General features: G+C 68.7%; 13 protein-coding genes. 9 read left to right on the top strand and 4 right to left on the bottom strand.

Features of this window, described 5'->3' with window-relative positions; genetic code table 11:
* The first annotated feature begins 46 nt into the window (after positions 1-46).
* The 3 genes from ACFQV6_RS37960 to ACFQV6_RS37950 all read left to right on the top strand — a co-directional run bounded on the left by ACFQV6_RS37960 (position 47) and on the right by ACFQV6_RS37950 (position 3,635).
* A complete protein-coding gene (locus ACFQV6_RS37960) occupies positions 47-1,840 on the top strand; it encodes a glycoside hydrolase family 127 protein (protein ID WP_378032537.1) in 1,794 nt (597 codons plus the stop codon).
* A gap of 185 nt (positions 1,841-2,025) precedes the next feature.
* On the top strand, positions 2,026-2,397 hold the full coding sequence (locus ACFQV6_RS37955) for a PadR family transcriptional regulator (protein ID WP_378032536.1): 372 nt from the start codon (positions 2,026-2,028) through the stop codon (positions 2,395-2,397).
* Entirely contained in the window at positions 2,394-3,635 is a 1,242-nt protein-coding gene (locus ACFQV6_RS37950) for a hypothetical protein (protein WP_378032535.1), read from the top strand. Before ACFQV6_RS37955 ends, ACFQV6_RS37950 begins: the two co-directional genes overlap by 4 nt.
* Before the next feature lie 69 nt (positions 3,636-3,704).
* Here the strand turns inward: ACFQV6_RS37950 and ACFQV6_RS37945 are convergent, their stop codons facing one another.
* Together ACFQV6_RS37945 and ACFQV6_RS37940 are read right to left on the bottom strand one after the other, a co-directional pair.
* Positions 3,705-4,199, bottom strand: coding sequence for a VOC family protein (locus ACFQV6_RS37945; RefSeq protein ID WP_378032534.1), 495 nt, complete (start codon positions 4,197-4,199; stop codon positions 3,705-3,707).
* A 69-nt stretch (positions 4,200-4,268) separates the two neighbouring features.
* On the bottom strand, positions 4,269-6,251 hold the full coding sequence (locus ACFQV6_RS37940) for a putative bifunctional diguanylate cyclase/phosphodiesterase (protein WP_378032533.1): 1,983 nt from the start codon (positions 6,249-6,251) through the stop codon (positions 4,269-4,271).
* A 108-nt stretch (positions 6,252-6,359) separates the two neighbouring features.
* Here ACFQV6_RS37940 and ACFQV6_RS37935 point away from each other — a divergent pair, with 108 nt between their 5' ends.
* The 3 genes from ACFQV6_RS37935 to ACFQV6_RS37925 all read left to right on the top strand — a co-directional run bounded on the left by ACFQV6_RS37935 (position 6,360) and on the right by ACFQV6_RS37925 (position 13,183).
* Complete coding sequence (locus tag ACFQV6_RS37935; RefSeq protein WP_378032532.1) at positions 6,360-7,517, top strand: branched-chain amino acid ABC transporter substrate-binding protein; 1,158 nt, start codon at positions 6,360-6,362, stop codon at positions 7,515-7,517.
* Positions 7,518-7,594: 77 nt separating this feature from the next.
* Positions 7,595-10,381, top strand: a complete 2,787-nt coding sequence (locus ACFQV6_RS37930) for an AbfB domain-containing protein (RefSeq protein WP_378032531.1) — start codon at positions 7,595-7,597, stop codon at positions 10,379-10,381.
* 348 nt (positions 10,382-10,729) lie between these two features.
* Positions 10,730-13,183 carry a GH36-type glycosyl hydrolase domain-containing protein gene (locus ACFQV6_RS37925; RefSeq protein WP_378032530.1) on the top strand — a complete coding sequence of 818 codons (2,454 nt, stop codon included), beginning with the start codon at positions 10,730-10,732 and terminating at the stop codon, positions 13,181-13,183.
* Between the two features lie 192 nt (positions 13,184-13,375).
* Here ACFQV6_RS37925 and ACFQV6_RS37920 read toward each other — a convergent pair whose 3' ends face one another.
* Positions 13,376-14,032, bottom strand: coding sequence for a Tat pathway signal sequence domain protein (locus ACFQV6_RS37920; RefSeq protein ID WP_378032529.1), 657 nt, complete (start codon positions 14,030-14,032; stop codon positions 13,376-13,378).
* Between the two features lie 235 nt (positions 14,033-14,267).
* On the opposite strand from ACFQV6_RS37920, the gene ACFQV6_RS37915 reads away from it, so the two are divergent.
* From ACFQV6_RS37915 to ACFQV6_RS37905, 3 genes are all read left to right on the top strand, one after another.
* Positions 14,268-15,017 carry a TetR/AcrR family transcriptional regulator gene (locus ACFQV6_RS37915; RefSeq protein ID WP_378032528.1) on the top strand — a complete coding sequence of 250 codons (750 nt, stop codon included), beginning with the start codon at positions 14,268-14,270 and terminating at the stop codon, positions 15,015-15,017.
* Between the two features lie 184 nt (positions 15,018-15,201).
* Positions 15,202-15,816, top strand: coding sequence for a DUF6230 family protein (locus ACFQV6_RS37910; protein ID WP_378032527.1), 615 nt, complete (start codon positions 15,202-15,204; stop codon positions 15,814-15,816).
* Positions 15,806-16,336: a DUF6114 domain-containing protein gene (locus tag ACFQV6_RS37905; protein ID WP_378032526.1), complete on the top strand. Its 531-nt coding sequence runs from the start codon at positions 15,806-15,808 to the stop codon at positions 16,334-16,336. The genes ACFQV6_RS37910 and ACFQV6_RS37905 overlap by 11 nt, the downstream gene beginning before the upstream one ends.
* Here the strand turns inward: ACFQV6_RS37905 and ACFQV6_RS37900 are convergent.
* Entirely contained in the window at positions 16,333-17,031 is a 699-nt protein-coding gene (locus ACFQV6_RS37900; RefSeq protein WP_378032525.1) for a pectate lyase, read from the bottom strand. The two genes, ACFQV6_RS37905 and ACFQV6_RS37900, sit on opposite strands and share 4 nt — an antisense overlap.
* Positions 17,032-17,186: the final 155 nt, after the last annotated feature.

Below are 17,186 nucleotides of genomic sequence, written 5' to 3'. Positions count from 1 at the left end.
AGTACGCCCACACCGGCCCCGGTTTCGTCCGGTCGGGCCGGCCCGCGTGCGCATCGACGGCGGCTTCTGGGGTGAACTGCAGGAGCGCAACCGGCACGCCATCCTGCCGCACATCACGCACTGGCTCGACCGGACCGGCTGGCTCCGCAACTTCTCCACCAGCCCCGGCCGGCGACGGGGCCGGGAGTTCTCCGACAGCGAGATCTACAAGTTCCTCGAGGCGCTGGCCTGGGAGCTGGGCAGGTCACCCTCCGCCGAGTTGCAGGCCGTCTTCGACGAGACGGTCGCGCTGGTGGCCGACGCGCAGCTGCCCGACGGATACCTGAACACCCGGTTCGGCCGCCCCGGCCAGGAGCCGCGCTGGTCGGATCTGGAGTGGGGGCACGAGCTCTACTGCCTCGGGCATCTGATCCAGGCCGGTGTGGCCCGCGCCCGTACCGGCCATCCCGACGACCTGCTGGTTCAGGTCGCCTGCCGTGCCGCGAACCTGGTCTGCGACACGTTCGGCGAGGACGGCATCCCCTCGATGGACGGCCACCCGGTGATCGAACCGGCGCTGGTCGAGCTCTACCGGGTCACCGGCGATCGCCGCTACCTCGAACAGGCCCGCCTCTTCGTGGAGCGGCGCGGCCACGGGACGCTGCCCGACATCGAGTTCGGCCGGGCGTACTACCAGGACGACATGCCGGTCCGCGACGCCACGGTGTTCCGCGGTCACGCGGTGCGAGCCGTCTACCTGGCGGCCGGCGCCCTCGACCTGGCCGACGAGACCGGCGACGACGAGCTGCTCGACGCGGTGATGCGGCAGTGGCGGCGCACTGTGGCCCGGCGTGTCTATGTGACCGGCGGCATCGGTTCCCGGCATCAGGACGAGGCGTTCGGCGAGGATTTCGTGCTGCCGCCGGACCGCGCCTACTCCGAGACGTGCGCCGGCGTCGGGTCGGTGATGGTGGCCTGGCGTCTGCTTCTCGCGAGTGGCGATCCAGCCTGCGCAGATTTGATCGAGCGCACCCTTTACAACGTGATCGCTACGTCTCCGGCGGCGGATGGGAAGGCGTTCTTCTACGCGAATACTCTGCATCGCCGGGAGATCGGGGAAATGCCTGATCCGGATCGGCCCAATCCGCGTCCCACGGCGACGGTTCGTGCGCCGTGGTTCGAGGTTTCGTGCTGCCCGACCAATGTCGCCCGTACCATGGCCAGTCTGTCGGGGTATGTGGCTACTGAGGATGCGGATGGTATTCAGCTGCATCAGTACGTTTCGGGGACGGTTGCGGACCGATTCACCGTGATCACCCGTTATCCGGCTGAGGGCGAGATCGCTATTCGGATCGACCGGGAGATTGATGATCCTTGGTCGTTGTCGCTGCGGGTGCCGGAGTGGGCGGGGTCGGGGGCGACGCTGACTGTTGGTGGGCATACGTGGGAGGTCGAGCCGGGGTATGTGACTGAGCGGCGGCGGTGGCGGGCGGGGGATGAGGTGGTTCTTTGCCTGCCTATGGAGCCGCGGTTCACCTATCCGGATCCGCGGGTGGATGCGGTTCGGGGGTGTGTTGCTGTGGAGCGGGGGCCGTTGGTTTACGCCCTTGAGTCCGTGGATGTGCCGGGGGTGGGGAGTGTTGATGAGGTGCGGGTTGATGCTGGGCATCCGCCGGTGATGGTGGATGGGCGGGTTGTTGTTCGGGGGCGGCGGGTTTCTGTGGAGGAGTCGGCGGTTCCCTATTCGGCTCGGCCTTATCGGGTTGTTGGTGAGGATCTGGGGGAGATTCCGCTGGTGGCTTATCATTCTTGGGCAAATCGGGGGCCGTCGACCATGCGCGTGTGGGTTGCCGCCTGCTGAGTGGGTTTTTCTTAGGGTACGGAGATCGAGTTATCTCCTTTCGGATACTTCTTGCCTGTTGTGCCTTTGAGTTTGCTGGGGCTTGACGGGGTTGCTAGTCTGAGATCCAACTAGTTGGGTTTTGGTCATAGCGGGACTTGGGTCGTAGCGGGGCTTGGGTCATAGCGGGGATGGTGAGGACTCGGATGGATGCCGAATCCGGGTGGGTGCGGGCCACGCTCGAGCTTGCTGTTCTGGCTGCTCTCACCGAAGGCGACCGGCATGGTTACGCGCTCGGCAGGCGGCTTGCCGAGCAGGGGCTGGGGAGTGTGCGGGGCGGCGTCCTCTACCCCGTTCTCAACCGGATGGAGAGCGAGGCGACCGTCGTGGCCAGCTGGCATGCGGGGCAGGGCGGCCCGGGTCGCAAGGTCTATGCGATCACCGACACGGGGCGGGAGCGGCTGACCGGGCAACGGACGGCCTGGGTGCGCTTCGCCGCGACCATGAGCCACTTCCTGGAACAGACGTCGAAACAGACGACGGCGCAGGCAACGGAACAGACGACGGAGGCGGGATGAGCAGGTTCGACAGGTGGGAGCGGTCGGCCCGGCTCGAGCTGGCCGAGCGGGGGATCGGGTTCCACGAGGCCAACCCGCTGATCGAGGACGCTCGTGTCTTCCACGTGGAGAGCGGCGAAGATCCGTGGGTGGCGCTGGGCGGCCCGGCGGAGTTCGCCGCGGACGTCGCCGCCGCCTTCCCGGCCGAGACGGCCCGCCGCGACGTCCACGGCAAGACACCCCGCGACTATTTCAGCGACGCCGCGTTCATCCTCGCCTGCTTCGGCGTTCTCGGTGCACCACTGGGCGCTCTCTCGGCCGGCAGCCTCACCATCCCGCTGACCCTCGCCGGCGTGGTCGGAGCCACCCTGAGCGCCCTGTCCGTGCTCGCGGCCGCCATCCCCTCCGCCTCCCGAGCCGCCGGCCGTCCACGCCTGGCACCGTGGGGGATCGTGCTCAGCGGCGTCCTCATCATCGCCGGGGGCACCGCCTTCACCCAGCTGCCGCGCACTCGGGTCGGCGAGCTACCGGTCCTGCTCCTGCTGATCGTCTCCCTGGGCGCGTGCTGGCTACTCACCCGTCCCACTCGCCCATCCGCAGCGACCTCGCCCGGCAACGCCACAGCCCTGCCCGGCAACGCCACAGCCCTGCCCGGCAACGCCACAGCTCTGCTCGGGAGCGACGCGGCCCTGCTTGGGAGCGACGCGGCCCTGCTTGGGAGCGACGCGGCCCCGCTCGGGAGCGACGCGGCCACAGGCGCAGCGCCGGCCGGGAGCGACGCGGCCGCAGGTGCAGCACAGGCCGGGAGCGATCCGGCCGCAGGTTCGACGCCGGCCCGGAGCGGCTCGGGCGGTGATCCCCGTGAGCCGGGTCCATGGTTCGCTCGTCTGGAAGCCGTGCTGATCGGCCGTTTCGATGTGCCGCCATCCCGGGCGGCCGAGCTGGTCGCCGAAGCCCGTGCGCACGTGACCGAGGCGGGATCACACCCGGCCGACGAGTTTCCCTCGCTCGCGGAGTATGCCCGTGACCTGGCCGAGGGCGAACCGGTACGTCAGGGCCCCTGGTGGCGTGGCCCCACGGCAGCACTGCTCGCCACCGTCGCCGTCATCGCCTGGTGGTTGGTGCTCGTTGTCGACGCCGCCCTCGACGGCAAGTGGTGGGTGGCAGTCCTCGGCGCTGTGGCGGGCCCGCTGGCCGGCCGATTCCTCGTCGACCGCTACCGCGCGTGGGCCGGCCGGTCACAGCCGTCCAAGGTCTGAGCCGATCGAAGCCGTCCAAGGTCTGACCGGTGCGCGCGGTCAAGGATCAGGGGGTCAGGGGTCAGAGGGTCAGAGGACCTTGGTGCCGTACATCTCGCCGAGCGGGTCGGCGATCAGCTCGATGCGTGCGCCGTCGGGGTCCTTGAAGTAGACCGAGACGCCGCTGTGAACCGCGTGCTCGACTCCGGCTTCGGCGAGCCGCTTGACCAGCTCGTCCCAGCGGGCCGGGTCCACCGAGATCGCCATGTGGTGCAGGCCGCCGAGTACCTCCGCGTAGGGGCCCAGGTCCAGGCCGGGCAGGTCGAAGAAGGCGAGGAGGTTGCCGTTGCCGATGTCGAAGAAGAAGTGTGACGACCCGGGGTAGTCCCGGTTCTCGATGAGCTCGGTGAGGGGGAAGCCCAGGAGGTCCTGATAGAACCGGACCGTTGTTTCGACGTCGCTGCTGATCAGGGCGGTGTGGTGCAGGCCGCGGGCGGTGGAGGGCTGCCGTTCGCCGGGTGGGCGCAGGTAGGTGTCGCGGATCCGGTGGCGGGCGGCTTCGAGCGGGGTGAGGTCAGTGCTCATGGAGTCTCCCAATCTGACAACCGGCAACGGGTGAACCGGCAACCGGCACCGGCGACCGGGGCGCGGAACTTAATGCGTATCTGACAAGTCTCGGTCGGTCAACGCTGTGCGGGCGACCTCCTCCGCCTGTTCGCACGCGGCGCGGAGGCGGTCGGGCGGGACCGGGCGGCTCAAAGCGAACCCCTGCGCGTAGTCGCACGACATCTCTCGCAGGCGTAGCAGGGTGGCGACCTCTTCCACACCCTCGGCCACCACCCGTAAGCCCAGGTTGTGGCCCAGATCGATCGCGCTGCGGACCATGACCGCGTCAGGGGTGCCGGGTGTCAGGTCACCGACGAACGTGCGGTCGATCTTCAGTTCGCCGGCGGGGAGGCGGCGTAGTTGGGCCAGGGAGCTGAAGCCCGTACCGAAGTCGTCGACGGACACGCTGACGCCCTTGTCGCAGACCTTGTGCAACGCGCGGATCGCCCGTTCCGGGTCGGCCATGATGCTGGTTTCGGTGAGTTCCAGGCGCAGGAGGCCGGGTGGGAGGGCGGCGGCTTCCAGCAGGGCGAGCACATTCGGTACGAAAGCCGCGTCGGACAGGACGCCCGGAGACACGTTCACTGACACGCGCCAGGGGCGGCCGTCGCTGAGCCAGCCGGCCGCCTGCCGTACGGCGAGCCCTAACAGGTGGTAGGTGAGCCGAATCTCCAGGCCCCCGCGTTCGGCGGCCGGTAGGAACGCGGCGGGTGGCAGCAGGCCCTGCCGCGGGTGGTGCCAGCGGACGAGGGCCTCGACCGAGGTGACCTTGCCGTCCGAGAGGCGTACCTGGGGTTGGTAGTGCAGGACCAACTGCCCGTCGGGGTCCTCGCTGTCCAGCAGGTTGCGCAGGTCGCCGAAGATCTCGAGGCGGTCCTGCTGGAGGTCGGCATCAGTGTCGGCGTCGTACACCGACACCCCGCCGCCGTTGCCCTTGGCCCGGTACATGGCGGCGTCCGCGTGCCGGAACAGCTCGTCGCCGACGCCGTGCACCGGCCCGTACGCGACGCCCACGCTTCCGCCGATCGCGGCAGTACGCCCGTCCACCGGGAAGTCCCGCCGCAGCTCCGCGACGAGCGCCTCACCCAGGAGGGCGACTGCGTCGCGGGTGTGGCTGTGCACGAGCGGGATCAGGACAGCGAACTCGTCACCGCCGAGCCGGGCCACGAGCGCGCCGTCGCCGGCCGTCTCGGTCAGGCGGCGGCCGGCCTCCAGCAGCACCTGGTCGCCGGCGTGGTGTCCCATGGTGTCGTTGACGGCCTTGAACCCGTCCAGGTCGATCACCATGAGCGCGGTCTGGTGGCCACCGGTCTCCGCGGCGGCCAGTGCGGATTCCAGCTTCTTGGCGAACAGCGACCGGTTGGGCAGGCCGGTGAGCGGGTCGTGCAGGGCCAGATATCGGCTCTCCGTGGCGTGGTCGACGAGCCGGCGCTGATAGCCGAGCGCCATCTTGAGGATCATCGCCACGAGGATCAGGCCGGTACCGAAGCCGACGGACGTACCGATGAGAAGTTGCACCTGGGTCCGGCGCAGCGCCGCGACCTGGCTCTGCGCGTCGTCGTGGTAGGCGCGGGACACGTCGTCCACGTCGTTCTGCAGCGAGTAGAACGCCGGTGTCACCTCGAGCCGGTCGAGGGTGACCTGGTCGGGATCGCTGTCCGCGACCATGGAGATCAACCGGTCGGCGAGGAAGCGGTAGGTCCGCTGTTCCTGGAGCAGCCGCTGCCCGTCCCGCCGGACCGTGACGTCCGGACTGTGGGCGAGTTCGGAGAGGGTGTCGTCGGCACGCTGGGCGACCTGCTCGAAGCGCTGTTTGACGGCGACCGACGGTTCCACCTCGTAGTGCCGCAGGTTCACCTCCTGCATCGCGATGGCGATCCGCGCCTCGATGAACTGCAGGTCGACGGCGAGGGCCTGGCTCTGCTGGTCGGTGGCCCGGGTGGTGTGCAGGGTCCCCTGGATGACGTAGGCCGCCAGGGCCAGCAGGACGCCCGCGAGGGACGCGGTCATCACCACGCTGCGTCCGCGCATTCGCCTGCTCACGTCAGAGATTTCGGCACCTGCGCGGCTCAGTCAAGCAAAAGAGGCTGCCGGTAGGAGAGGGCTCAGATGACCGCCGGCCGGACCGATACAACTGGCATGCGTACCCGACGGGTGCTGTCCGTGACCGCCATCGGCGCCGTGCTCGCCCTGCTCACGGCGTGCGGAGCCGACGAGCCGGAGACACCCGGGCCGTCCGCCGATCCGGGCACCATCCGGCTGGCCGCGCTCGTACCGCTGACCGGCCGCAGCAGTCATTCCGGCGATTCGATGGTGCACGGCGCGAAGATGGCAGTTGACGAGGCCAACGCCGCCGGGGGAGTGCTCGGCCGGCAGGTGGAGCTGGTCATCGAGGACGACGCCTGTGACCCGGGCACCGCGGTCACCGCCGCCCACAACGCGGTGAAGCGGGACGTCGCCGTCTCGGTCGGCGGTTATTGCAGCAGCGCCGTGGTGCCCACCCTGAAGATCTTCCGCAACGCCGGTATCCCGATGATCATCGCGCAGGCCAACTCCACCGACCTGCTCGAACCCGGCTACGACAGCGTTTTCCTGATCTGCGGGACGGTGGCGGCCGAGGCGGAGTTCGCGGTCGGCTGGATGAAGCGGCTGGGTGGTGACCGGCTGGCCGTGGTGCACGACGGCACCAGCTTCCCGGTCACGCTGGCGGACTCCACAGCGAAGACCGCGAAGCGTACGAAGAAGATGACCGTCGTCGCCGAGCTCAAGCTGAGCCAGGGAGCGCCCAGCTATGCGCGGATCGCCGGCGCGGTCCGGGCCGCCAAGGCCGACATCGTCTACTTCACCGGGTACTACTCCGAGGCCAGCCAGCTGATCAAGGATCTGCGCGGCGAGGGTTTCACCGGCGAGATCGTGGTGGGTGACGGCGCCACCGACGGGCCGCTGCTCCAGGATCTCACCGCGGTCGAGGCCAAGGACGTGTACGGCACCGCGCTGATCTTCCCCGAGTTCATGCCCGGTCTCGCGGAGTGGTCCGGGCGTTATGAGAAGGCTGTCGGTTCCGCACCGGGCCCGTCGACCGTCGAGGCCTACGACTCCGTGAAGGTCGCCCTCGACGCGATCACCCGGGCCGGTTCCCTCGACCGCGAGGCCATCCGGAAGGCGATCGCCGCCACGGACTTCTCGGTGATGTCGGGACCTGTCACTTTCAACCCGGACGGTACGCGTACGAAGCCGACGTTCCTGATGCTGCGCGCCAACGGATCGGCATTCGAGCTGTTCAGTTCGGACTCTTGACAGTAACGGGTGTCGATGGGTGAATGTGTTCGACTCTGATCGGAGTCGTTCGCTCCCGTTCCCCCGTTAGGAGTCCGATGCGCCTCCTGATAGCCCGTACCCTCTCCGTTCTGACGCTGGCCGCCGCCGGCCTGGTCGCCACCACCGCGCCCGCCTCGGCCGTCGTCCCGAAGACCCCGCCGCTGACCACCCCCTGGACCAGCCAGGTCTCCACCACCAACCCGCTGCCGGAATATCCGCGGCCGCAGATGACGCGCCCGGACTGGCAGTCGCTGAACGGTGAGTGGCAGTTCCTCAACCCGGCGACCGACTCGGCCGGCAACGTCAACCGCAACGCGGCGCCGCCCATCGGCCAGACGCTGCCCGAGCGGATCAACGTTCCGTACCCGGTCGAGTCGGCCCTCTCCGGGATCATGCGCAACGACAACCGTGACCTGATGTTCTACCGGCGCACCTTCACGGTCCCCGCCGGCTGGAACAGCCGTCGCGTGCAGCTGCACTTCGGCGCCGTCGACTGGGAGACCACCGTCTGGGTCAACGGCACCCAGGTGACCGCGCACAAGGGCGGTTACGACCGGTTCGAGGTCGACATCACCCCGCAGCTCAACGGCGGCACCAACGAGATCGTCGTGCGCGTCTACGACCCCACCAACGGGCGTGGCGAGGAGCAGCCGTCCGGCAAGCAGGTCAACAGCCCGAGCGGCATCTTCTACACACCCACCTCGGGCATCTGGCAGACGGTGTGGCTCGAGCCGACCCCGGTCTCCTCGATCTACTCGGTCGACGTCTATCCGAACATTTCCAACAACACCGTTCGCGTACGGGTGTTCACGCGCGGAAACGTGAGCGGTCACAGCGTGTTCGCCGAATCTCTGAACGGCACCACTGTCGTCGGCTCCGCCACCGGCGCCTTCACCGACTTCACCGTCCCGGTGCCCAACGCCCGGCGCTGGTCACCCGACGACCCGTTCCTCTACAACCTCCGGGTCAGCCTGCGTAACTCGGCGAACGCCACCGTCGATCAGGTGACCAGCTACTTCGGCATGCGCGAGGTGGGCACGAAGCTCGTCAACGGCGTACTGCGGCCCACCCTCAACGGCGAGTTCGTCTTCCAGGCCGGCACCCTCGACCAGGGCTTCTGGCCGGACGGGCTCTACACCGCGCCCACCGACGCCGCCCTCGCCTTCGACCTCCAGAAGCATAAGGACCTCGGCTTCAACATGGTGCGCAAGCACATCAAGGTGGAGCCGGCCCGCTGGTACTACCACGCCGACCGCCTCGGCCTGCTCGTCTGGCAGGACATCCCGTCCGGGGGCGACGACACCAAGTCGGCAGCGCAGATCGCCCAGTTCGAGACCGAGGCGCGCGAGATCGTCGACGAGCACCGTGCCTTCCCGTCGGTCGTCACCTATGTGCCGTTCAACGAGGGCTGGGGCGAGTGGAACCTCGCCGAGACCCAGCGGATCACGCGCGACCTCAAGGCCTACGACCCGAGCCGCCTGATGAACGCGCACAGCGGCTTCAACTGCTGCGCCTCCAAGGGTGACCCGGGCACCGGCGACATGATCGACTGGCACGTCTACACCGGACCGGACGCGCCGAACCCGAGCGCCACCCGGGTCTCGATCCTCGGCGAGTTCGGCGGTCTGGGCCTGCGCACCCCCGGACACGAGTACAGCCCCAACGGGCAGTTCTTCGCCTACGAGCAGATGTCGAGCGCCGCTCAGCTCAACGACCGGTTCACCGGCATGATCCGCGACTCGGAACGGCTGATGACCCGCAAGGGGCTCTCCGGTTTCGTCTACACCGAGATCACCGACGTGGAGGGCGAATACAACGGGCTTTACACGTACGACCGGCAGGTTCAGAAGGTGGACACGAACCAGGTTCGCACCGCGCTGACCAACCTGATCCGGGCGTCGAAGAACCAGAACTCGGCGGTCCCGCTCACGCTCGGTCACACGCGATCGTTCCAGGTGACCACTGCGGGTTACACGAACCGGTATCTGCGGCACGCCAACTCGGTCGCCCGTACCGACGTGATCAGCGGTGACGGGCCGCGGCAGGACTCGTCCTTCCGTACCGTCGCGGGACTCTCCGACCCGCGCTGCTACTCCTTCGAGTCGGTCAACCTGCCCGGCCGTTTCCTGCGGCACGCGAACAGCCTGGTCCGGCTCGACGCCGACACCGGCGGCACGTTCGCCGCGGACGCGACCTGGTGCGCCCGCCCCGGCCTCGCCGCCGGCGGCATCTCGTTCGAGGCGGCCAACCAGCCGGGCCAGTACCTGCGGCACGCCAGCGAGCAGGTGCGGATCGACCCGAACTCCGGTGGCTCGTTCGCCGCGGACGCCACCTGGAACGTCGGCAACCCGGCGCAGTGGCGCAGCTCGGTGCTCCTCCCGTTCGACGTGCGGCGGTCGCTGCAGGTCACCACGTGGGGTTACACCGACCGTTACCTGCGGCACGCCGACAGCCTGGGCTGGACCGCGCAGGTCAACGCCTCGAGCGCGGCGCTGCTCAAGAGCGACGCCACGTTCACGCTGCGGCACGGCCTCGCCGACTCGTCCTGCTACACCTTCGAGTCGGTGAACGTTCCCGGTCAGTACCTGCGCCACGTGGCCAGCCGAATCCGCCTCGGCGCGAACGACGGATCGGCACTGTTCGCCGCCGACGCCACGTTCTGCGCCCGGCCCGGCCTCGGTGGCACCGGCGTGACCTTCGAATCGATCAACATTCCGGGCACCTACCTGCGGCACTTCGACTCCCAGGCCTGGATCGCCTCGGGCGCCGGTTCCGGTTTCGACCGGCCGCTCACCCTGTCCGCCGACAGCAGCTGGAACGTGGCCAACCCCTGGACACCCTGATCACGTGACGACACCCCGGACCCGCCGCACCCCGCGGCGGGTCCGGTTTTCGTCTCCCGGCAGCTCCGCCCGGCGGGCGCGGCAAAGGCTGGGGTGGGCAGGGGATCACGCTGACCCTCGAGAGCTGTTCGTCGGTCGTACCAAAAAAGTGGTAAAGCGTAAGAGGATCTCCTGGCCCGGCGGTTTTCGCGCCGGCTCCGAAAGTTGCGGCTGTTCGAACGGTTCCCCTGACGTGTCCGATCGGTAAAATGAGCGTGACATGGGAGCGCTCCCAAGGATGATGCGGGGGCGTTCCGCCGCCGGGCGGCCGCATGCCGGACCGGCCTACCCGCCACCGGGGAGGATCTTTTGCGCTACGGGCACTTCGACGATGAGCAGCGCGAGTACGTGATCGAACGGCCGGACACACCGCTGCCGTGGATCAACTACCTCGGCACCGAGGCCTACTTCGGCATCGTCTCCAACACCGGGGGTGGGTACTCGTTCTACCGCGACGCCCGGCTGCGCCGGCTGACCCGGTACCGCTACAACAACGCGCCGCTCGACGTCGGCGGCCGCTATGTCTACGTCCGCGACGACGAGACCGGCGATTACTGGTCACCGTCCTGGCAGCCGACGCCCGAACGGGAACTCGACTCGTACGAGGCCCGCCACGGCATGTCGTACACCAAGATCGCGTCCGCGCGGGGCGGTATCCACGCCGAGACGCTCTACTATGTCCCGCTCGGGACCACCCACGAGGTCTGGCGAGTCCGCGTCACCAACAACCGTGACACCCGCGCCGAGATCTCGCTCTTCTCGTCGATCGAGTTCTGTCTCTGGGACGCGCAGGACGACGCCACCAACTACCAGCGCAACTTCAACACCGGCCAGGTCGAGGTCGTCGACGGCGTCATCTACCACAAGACCGAGTACCGGGAGCGGCGCGACCACTTCGCCTACTTCGCGTGCTCGGAGGAGATCGCCGGATTCGACACGTCCCGCGAGGCTTTCCTCGGCGCCTATCGGGGCTGGGACCGGCCGGCCGCGGTGGAGCAGGGCTCCTCGAACGACTCCTTCGCGCACGGCTGGCAGCCGATCGGCAGCCACCAGGTGCGGCTGGCGCTGGCGCCCGGCGAGACCCGCGAGGTCATCTTCCTGCTGGGATACCAGGAGAATCCGCGCGACGCCAAATTCGATCCGCCGGGCTCGCAGACCCTGAACAAAACCCTCGTTCGGCCGATCATCGACCGCTGGCTGCGGCCGGAAACCGTCGAGCAGGGGTACGCGGAACTGCGCACCTACTGGGACACGCTGCTCGGCGGGTTCCGGGTGCGGACACCGGACGGTGACACCGACCGGATGGTGAACGTGTGGAACGCGTACCAGTGCATGGTCACGTTCAACATGAGCCGCTCCACGTCGTTCTACGAGTCCGGCATCGGCCGTGGCATGGGCTTCCGCGACTCCAACCAGGACCTGCTCGGCTTCGTGCACATGATCCCGGAGCGGGCCAGGGAACGGATCCTGGACATCGCGGCGACCCAGCTGCCGACCGGCGGCGCCTACCACCAGTACCAGCCGCTGACCAAGCGCGGGAACAACGACATCGGCCAGGGCTTCAACGACGATCCGCTGTGGCTGATCCTCGGCGTGGCCGGGTACCTGAAGGAGACCGGCGACCTCTCGCTGCTCGACGAGCCGGTGCCGTTCGACAACGAGCCCGGCAGCGAGGTGCCGCTCTACGAGCACCTGCGCCGATCCCTGCGGTACACCCTCGATCGTCTCGGCCCGCACGGCCTGCCGCTGATCGGCCGTGCCGACTGGAACGACTGCCTCAACCTGAACTGCTTCTCCGACACACCGGGAGAGCCGTTCCAGACCACCGAGAACGCGAGCGGCGGGGTGGCCGAGTCGGTCTTCATCGCCGGCCAGTTCGTGCTCGCGGCCAAGGAACTCGGCGCGATCGCCGCGGTGCTCGGGCTCGAGGGCGAGGAGGTGGTCTACCGGGCCGCCGCCGAGAAGATGGCGGGCAGCATCGCCGAGCACGGCTGGGACGGTGCCTGGTTCCGCCGGGCGTACGACTTCTTCGGCAACGTGATCGGCTCCGGTGAGAATGACGAGGGGCAGATCTTCGTCGAGCCGCAGGGCATGTGCATCCTCGGCGGGGTCGGCCTCGAGGACGGGCTGGCCGTCAAGGCGCTGGACAGCGTGGCGCAACGGCTCGCCACCCCGCACGGCATCGTGCTGCAGCAGCCGGCCTACTCGAGCTACCGCATCGAACTGGGTGAGATCTCCTCGTACCCGCCGGGATACAAGGAGAACGGTGGCATCTTCTGCCACACCAACCCGTGGATCATGATCGCCGAGGCGATCGTGGGCAACGGCGACCGCGCGTTCGACTACTACCGGCGGATCAACCCGTCCGCCCGGGAGTCGATCAGCGAGGTGCACCGCTGCGAGCCGTACGTCTACGCACAGATGATCGCGGGCAGCGACGCACCCACACACGGCGAGGCGAAGAACTCCTGGCTGTCCGGCACGGCTGCCTGGAACTTCGTCGCCATCACCCAGTGGATCCTGGGCATCCGCCCGGACTTCACCGGCCTGCGCGTCGACCCGGTGCTGCCGGCCGAGTGGACCGGTTTCGAGGTGACCCGCTCCTATCGCGGCGCGACCTACGAGATCACGGTGAGCAAGCCGGCCGGGGCACAGGGGCGGGTCTCCCACCTGCTGGTGGACGGTGAGCAGGTGGCGGGGAACCTGATTCCGGCTGCTCCGGCCGGCTCCGTGGTGCGGGTGGAGGCGGTGATCCAGGGCTGAGCCCTTGCCGGGCTTGGCTTGGCCTGGTCGCTGGGCGTCGCCGGTCGGGTTTTTGGCCTTTGGGGCCGGTGAACCTGCTGTGCGGCGGCGCCCGGCGGCCTTTGCTTTTACTTCTGCGCGATGGCGTGATGGCGTGATGGCGTGGGGCGCCGGCGGCGGCCGCGGGGGAGCCGCCGCCGGCATGTTCGGGGGTCAGTTCACGAACACCGGGGAACCGGCGTCGTCGGCCACCGGCGCGTACCGGGCGGTGAAGTACCCGGCGGTCACGCAGGCGGACGGGCCGCTGGTGCGGTCGAACCGCTGGTCGGCGAAGGAGATCGAGTTGTCGGTGTTGTCGGCGGTGCCGGTGATCGCGTTCCCGTTCGCGGTGAAGACGCAGGTCACCGTGCCGAGCAGGGTACGCAGGACCAGCGTGGCCTGAATCGCTGCCGCTTCGGTGCCGGTGACGCTCACCGAACCGTCACTGTTGACCGCTGTCGCGAACGGCTGGTTGTTGATCGTCACGCTGTTGACGCCGAGCACCCCGAAGATGCCGCTCACCGTGCAGTCCGACAGTGCGAGCGTGGAGCCGGCAGTGGCACTGCCCGGTGCGGCCGGGTTGTCGGCGATCAGGGCGCTGATGCTCGACGTCGTACAGGTCATGCCGCTGGTGGCTCCGGGTGCGGTGGCGAAGACGGCTGTCGTGCCGGCGGCCAGGCTGGAGGAGATGGTGGCCCCGGCCGCAACTGCGGCGCCGGCGACGCTTCCGCTGGTCAGGACCGTGTTGTCGGCGGCGAGTGCGGGGGTCGCGGTGAGCAGGGTGGTCAGGAGCGCGCCGGTGGTGGCGGCGAGGAGCCGGTGCTTGCGCATGGGGATGCCTTCCGGGAGAGGGACGGGTGACGCACGGCATCGCCGGACGGGGGTACGGCGATGCCGCGGGATCGGTGCACTTCTCGACCCGGTCGTCCGCAGTGGACCGGGGATCGGCGGGGTGATACTGGAACTCCGCCGTGGGACACCATCGAGATCCATGCCGAACAGCATGAAAACCTGCCGAAGTTATAAACCCGGCAGATTCCGCGTGTCAAGACATCGAGGGATGACGATGACGAGTCCGGTATTCGCCGCCGACGAGCTCCCCGTACCACTGCCCGGGGCCCGGACCGGCCGGGATCCGGCACGGGCGATCAAGCGTGGCCCGCGGCAGGTTCCGGCCGAGGTGGTGGCCGCCACCCAGCGGGAACGGCTCTTCGACGCGCTCGTGCACACGGTCGCGGAGAAGGGCTACGCCAGCGCCCGGGTCAGCGACATCTGCGCCGCGGCCGGTGTCACCCGGCCGGCCTTCTACGCGCTCTTCGCCGGCAAGGAGGACGCCTTCCTGGCGACCTATCGGCACGGCACGGGAGTGCTGCTGCGGCTCATGGACCAGGCGTACGCGGAGGCCACCGACTGGCGCGCCGGTGCCCGGGCCGCGCTCGGAGTCCTGCTCGACGTGCTGGCGAGCGTGCCGGCCTTCGCCGCCATGGCGGTCGTCGAGATCGACGCGGCGGGCCCGCTGGCTCGCGCGGAACGCACCGAGCTGCTCGGCCGGTTCGCCCCCTTCTTCGCCGGAGCACCCCAGCCCGGTGGCGCGCTTTCTGATGAGCTGGTCGGTGCCGTCGTGGGCGGCCTCTATTCGACGATCTACCGGTACGTGTCGGCGGGCCGGGTGGCGGAACTGCCGTCGCTGCTGCCGATGCTCAGCTACTTCATGATGGCGCCCTTCCTGGGCCGGGATGCCGCCGAGTCCGAGTTCGGGGTGCCGGTGGATCCGTCGGCGCAGGTCAGCGCGCCCTGTGCGGAGCCGCGGCGATAGTCGCATACCGACGGGGTTTTTCACCTTCCGGAATGCGGGTGCGCGGTCTTGACGGTCATGGTTACTGGGGCGTAACTTCCCGACAATCATCGAGATCGATCGATAGAACTTGTGCCGGGTACGCATCCGCAGTGCGGGCCCGGCGACATCAGCCGCCGCTCGTTCGCCGCCACCAGGAGCGTGAATGTCCACCGCCACCGTCACCCCCATCGGCCGGACCCGCTGGCGCCGGTTCGGCGCCATGATGGGCATCGTCATCGCAGTCGCCGCCGGTCTCATCCTGCTGACCGGCAAGGGCGTCCTCGCGGTGTCGTTCTCCATCTCCGGCATGCCGTTCACCGTCACCTCGCCCAGGCTGCACGGCTACGGGTTCGAGCAGTTCGCCACGCTCGACGAGATGGCGCCGGACAGCCCCAACTCCGGCGACACCGGCGGCCAGATGATCCTGATCGTCTCGGCGATCAACGACGCCGAGCTGAGCCGCCTCTGCCAGAGCATCAACCTCGGCGGCACCAACCTGCGGATCACCGCCGGCAGCGACAAGGTCCCGGTGACCGCCGAACGCCTGGTGGTCGACTCCGACCTGATCACCGGCGACGCCGAGTTCAACTCGATCGACATCGGCCAGGACTCGAGCACGCTCGACCAGGTACCGGGCATCAAGGGTGGCCTGGGTGTCTTCGGTCAGCAGGCCGACGAGGTGACCATCAACAATTTGCGGCAGAACAACTACGCGACCACGGCGGCCACCTTCCGCCTGCCCAACCTGCGCATGGGCTTCGACGACCGTGGCTGCTGAGCCGTCACCCGCCGAGCCTCACCGATCGTCACCGGCCCCGGTTGCGGCCTCGGCCCTCCGATCGTCACCGGCTCGGGTTCGCTGGTCGTGGCGGGCATGGCGGCGCTCCCGGCCGTTCTGGGGTGGCCTGTTCGTGCTGCTCGGCGGCATCGAGATCTTCGTGACCGTGTGGGCGCCGCTGCCGGTGATCCTCAAGGTCGGCATGCAGAATTTTCTCGGCTACCTGATCCCGATCCTGATCACCCTGTGTGGCCTGCTGCTCTGGTTCAACCCGGCCCAGCGGGTCTTCTACTCGCTGGTCGCCGTCCTGCTGAGCCTCAGCACCTGGCTCACCTCGAACATGGGCGGCTTCATAGTCGGCCTGCTCCTCGGCCTGATCGGCGGTTCCCTGGCTTTCGCCTGGACGCGGACACCCGCGGAGGCTGGTTCCGCGGATGCCCATGTCCAGGCTGGTCCCGCGGATGCCCATGTCCAGGCCGATGACGCCGAGCACGATCCGGCCCGAGCCGGCGGTGACTAGGGGCCGGTCACCCCGGTCGCCACGCAGGCCGTGCCGTCCGGGCCTTCACCGATCTTGGTCGGTTCGTCACCCGTGTCGTTGCCCTCGAACAGGTCGCACAGTCCGATGTCGTCGCCGACGAGCGTGACGCCGTCGATGGTGAGCCGGTCGCCCAGGTTGACGTTGATGCCGGCCAGGATGTCGCCCGGGGCGGTGGCGGTGATGTCCTGCATCGTCACCGTACGGGCGGCCTGCGTCGAGCAGTTCCCGCACGACCGGTAGAGCTTGCCGAAGTTCGAGACCTCGAAGTTCCGGATGGTCACCGAACCGCCGGCACCCCGGTTGTCCTGGAACACCTTGTCGTCAGCGGCCGTGGCGCTGCCGTTCTCGATCACCACGGTCGCACCGGTGCCGCGGAAGGTCGCCGCATCCTCACCCACGTCCTCCCAGTGCACCCCGCTCAGCGTGCAGCTCCCGGCGCAGTGCACACCGTCGGCCGCCGGGCTGCCCAGGATCACGTTGCGCAGCGTTGCGCCTGCCGCCAGCTGGAACAGCGGATCCTGCCCCTCGTCCTGCCCGCCGTCACCGAGGTCACCGCCACCGATGAAGCGCTTGTTCTCCCCGTCGAAGACACCGCTGACCTCGATCGTCTCCGTGACGACCTGCTCGCCGGTCGCGGGCGGCACGTCAGCCGCGGCGAAGTTGGTGAAGGCCACCGCTGCGACCATGCCAACCGCGAGGGCCCCCGCGGCGATCACTCTGCTTCTGGCTCGCGAGATGGAGCTCATATCGTGCCTTTCCCTAGCAGGTCGCCCGAAGGCATGTCTGGGAAGTAGCACGTACGCAGGAGGAAAGCGGTTTCTTAACAATT

Origin of the sequence: Actinoplanes sp. GCM10030250, assembly GCF_042666575.1 — a bacterium.
Lineage (GTDB): Bacteria > Actinomycetota > Actinomycetes > Mycobacteriales > Micromonosporaceae > Actinoplanes.
The sequence above is the reverse complement of the archived record's forward strand: the minus strand, read 5'-3'. Positions and strand labels throughout refer to the sequence as shown.